This is a genomic window from Frankia sp. CcMO1, from assembly GCF_977945845.1.
On sequence record NZ_CDWTMG010000123.1, the window covers coordinates 1 to 2,494 of the forward strand.

Genomic DNA, 2,494 nt, shown 5'->3' on the forward strand with positions numbered 1-2,494 from the left:
AGTTATTTCATTTCGACTCCTTAAGAGCGGCGGGATCTCCGCGTTGATCGATTACGACCTGCGTGAAGCTGGTGTGAAGATGCTGGACCAGGCGGTCGCGGCGGCGTCGGGTAAGCCGGTTGAGGAGCGCGTCGTCCTTCCGCCGCAGGTCTACACCGCGGACAATATCGACGACCCTGCGAAGCAAGATTCGCTGCAGGTAACCAAGTGCCCGGTCTGACCGCAGGTAGGCAAGTTTTCTAGGATGAGTGGTGTTCGGGCCCCATGGTCCGCTGGGCGGAAGTTCCGGTGCCCCAGGCGGCCAGCTCCAAGATTCCATGGGGCCCGAACATGTAAGGACGAGGACGTGAGCCTGCGCCTGTCTTCGCCACACCTACTCGAACAGGAAGGAGCCCATGCACATGACTGACATCCGCCTGCTCCTCACCTACGACTTCTTTGGATCGTTTGGCAGACAGGCAACATCCTGGGGGCAGCTGCCCGGTGGCTCGGCGTTGCGGGCGACGGTGAACCGGCTTCGCGAGGACGTGCAGACAAGTGCCTGGATCGACGTCGGCGACTTCTCCGCCGGAGGACCGCTCTGCACAGCGACCGAAGGTGTTCTCGGTTGGGCGGCCGCCGCCAGTCTTGGCTTTGATGCGGCTATCCCGGGCAATCACGAGTTCGACTTCGGTGATGCGGCGGTGTTGACATGGGCACAGCGGATCCCCTTCCCGCTGGTTGCCGCGGACCCGGCCTTGGTGGCGCTTGGCCCGGTGTTCCAACCGTACTGGACGGTCAGCTCGCCGAGCGGCCGCACCGTCGCGATCGTGGGCATCAACCTGGCCGAACGGCGCGGCCGGGCGGTCTATGACCAGCTCGGCGATCTCGACGCCGCGGCGCAGCTGACGATCGAGACCGCGGCCGGCCTTCGGGGCCAGGTCGACCACACCTTCGTGGCAATTCATGACGGGATCTTTCCAAGACCTGGCGAGCCGGACGGCGGCCAGCGGATGCACGATTTCTGTCGCGCTCTTCGCGGGCACGTCGACGGTGTGTTCGGCGCGCATGTAACAGCAACGCGCCGGATCGGGACCGTCGCGGGAATGCCCTACATCCAGCCCTGGGCGATGGGCGTCGAGGTCGGCGTGGTGGATATTGACGATGACGGTATTCATCTTCGTGGCGAACTGGTCACTGCTCGCGAGGAGGATCGGCTCGGTTGGAGCGGTCCCGGCAGCAACACGCTGGCGGAGCTTCGCGGACAGATCATCGGTGAACTGGAGCGGCCGTTGACCGAACCCGCCATGCCCGGCGCGGGCCTGATCGGCGATGCCGTGGCACGCGGAGTGCTGGAGCTGACCGGCGCAGACGTCGCGATCGTCGGCCGGGCTGAAGTCAGCTGTGGTCAGGTGCCCCTTGACGGCATCCATACGTTCCTCCCCGCCGGGCGGGTCAGCGAGGCAGACCTGTTCCGTACCCTGCCGTGACCAGGAGGCACCCGCGCCGACGAGACCTGGGCCGCGGAACTGTCCGCGGAAGAGGTCGAACTGCTCCGCCGCGGCCTCGACCTCTACTTCACCGAGGGATGTCACTGCGCGCCGCGCCGGGCAGGACACGCTGACGGTCTCACCGTGCTGAGCAGCATGCACGTTCGCAACGCCCGCACCCTGCTGGCGCGCGACGTGGACTGGCAGCCCACCGGCATCGGAATGCGGGACGGACTCCGCGCCTGGTTTTCCGGCAGGGCCCGCTCACAAGCAGCGGCACACCGACCTTACTAAGCTTTAAATAAGTCGGCTAGCACAATTTCGACTCTATTCTGGAGATCGTGTGCGCCGGGAACTATCCTGGTTGTATACGAGTATCCAGGTGGGGGTGGATTATCCGCCAAGAAGCGGGCGGCGCAGTGAGGCCATCCGCATGTAGGTAGTGGCCTTGTTCGATCAGGAAGTGGCTTCGGCGTGGCCCTACGGTTGGGGAGTTGGCCCCGAAGCCGGGGTGCACCCAGCGGCGGGGCCTGGCCAGCCCCCGGGACGGCAGCGTAGCCCTCCCGGGGGCTGGGCGAAACGCAGTGCCGGCTGAAAGCAGCGGCATCGCGCTGGCGACAACCGACGTCCTCACCGAGTGTCGTAGCTCGTATCTCCGCGTCTGATCTCGAGAAAGGCTATCTTCATGCGTGGACGTGTCGTCACCGCCGACGGGCGGGCCTGTCCCGGTGTGCTCGTCAGCGACGGCCGTACGGTTACTACCAGCGCGGCGGACGGGACGTTCTCGCTGGCCGCGGCGGGGCCGTTCGTGTTCCTTACCCGCCCCGGCACCCACCGCACGCCGCCACGGAGTGGTGCGCTGGCGCCACCAGCTGACCGGGCCGGGCACCGGGCCCCGGGCCGCATCGACGGCGACGAGGTGATCATCGGGGTCAGGCACGAGGACCGCCCCGCCGGAGCCGTCGAACTCCTCACCCTCGCGGATGGTTCCCGGCGCTGGCACACCCATCGGCACACCCACCGGA

The 2,494-nt window shown here is 66.5% G+C and carries 3 protein-coding genes; all 3 read left to right on the top strand.

From position 1 onward, the window contains the following. On the top strand, nucleotides 1-220 hold a 220-nt coding region (locus tag AC08OU_RS15070), incomplete at its 5' end, for a hypothetical protein (protein ID WP_476605158.1). A 181-nt stretch (nucleotides 221-401) separates the two neighbouring features. Then, nucleotides 402-1,469 carry a bifunctional UDP-sugar hydrolase/5'-nucleotidase gene (locus tag AC08OU_RS15075; RefSeq protein WP_476601793.1) on the top strand — a complete coding sequence of 356 codons (1,068 nt, stop codon included), beginning with the start codon at nucleotides 402-404 and terminating at the stop codon, nucleotides 1,467-1,469. Between the two features lie 685 nt (nucleotides 1,470-2,154). Then, the coding region (locus AC08OU_RS15080) for a peptidase associated/transthyretin-like domain-containing protein (protein ID WP_476605159.1) at nucleotides 2,155-2,494 on the top strand (340 nt) is incomplete at its 3' end.

Bases quoted from the DNA above. Each gene is read 5' to 3' on its own strand.
- AC08OU_RS15075 (WP_476601793.1), top strand. From the start codon at position 402: ATGACTGACATCCGCCTGCTCCTCACCTACGACTTCTTTGGATCGTTT.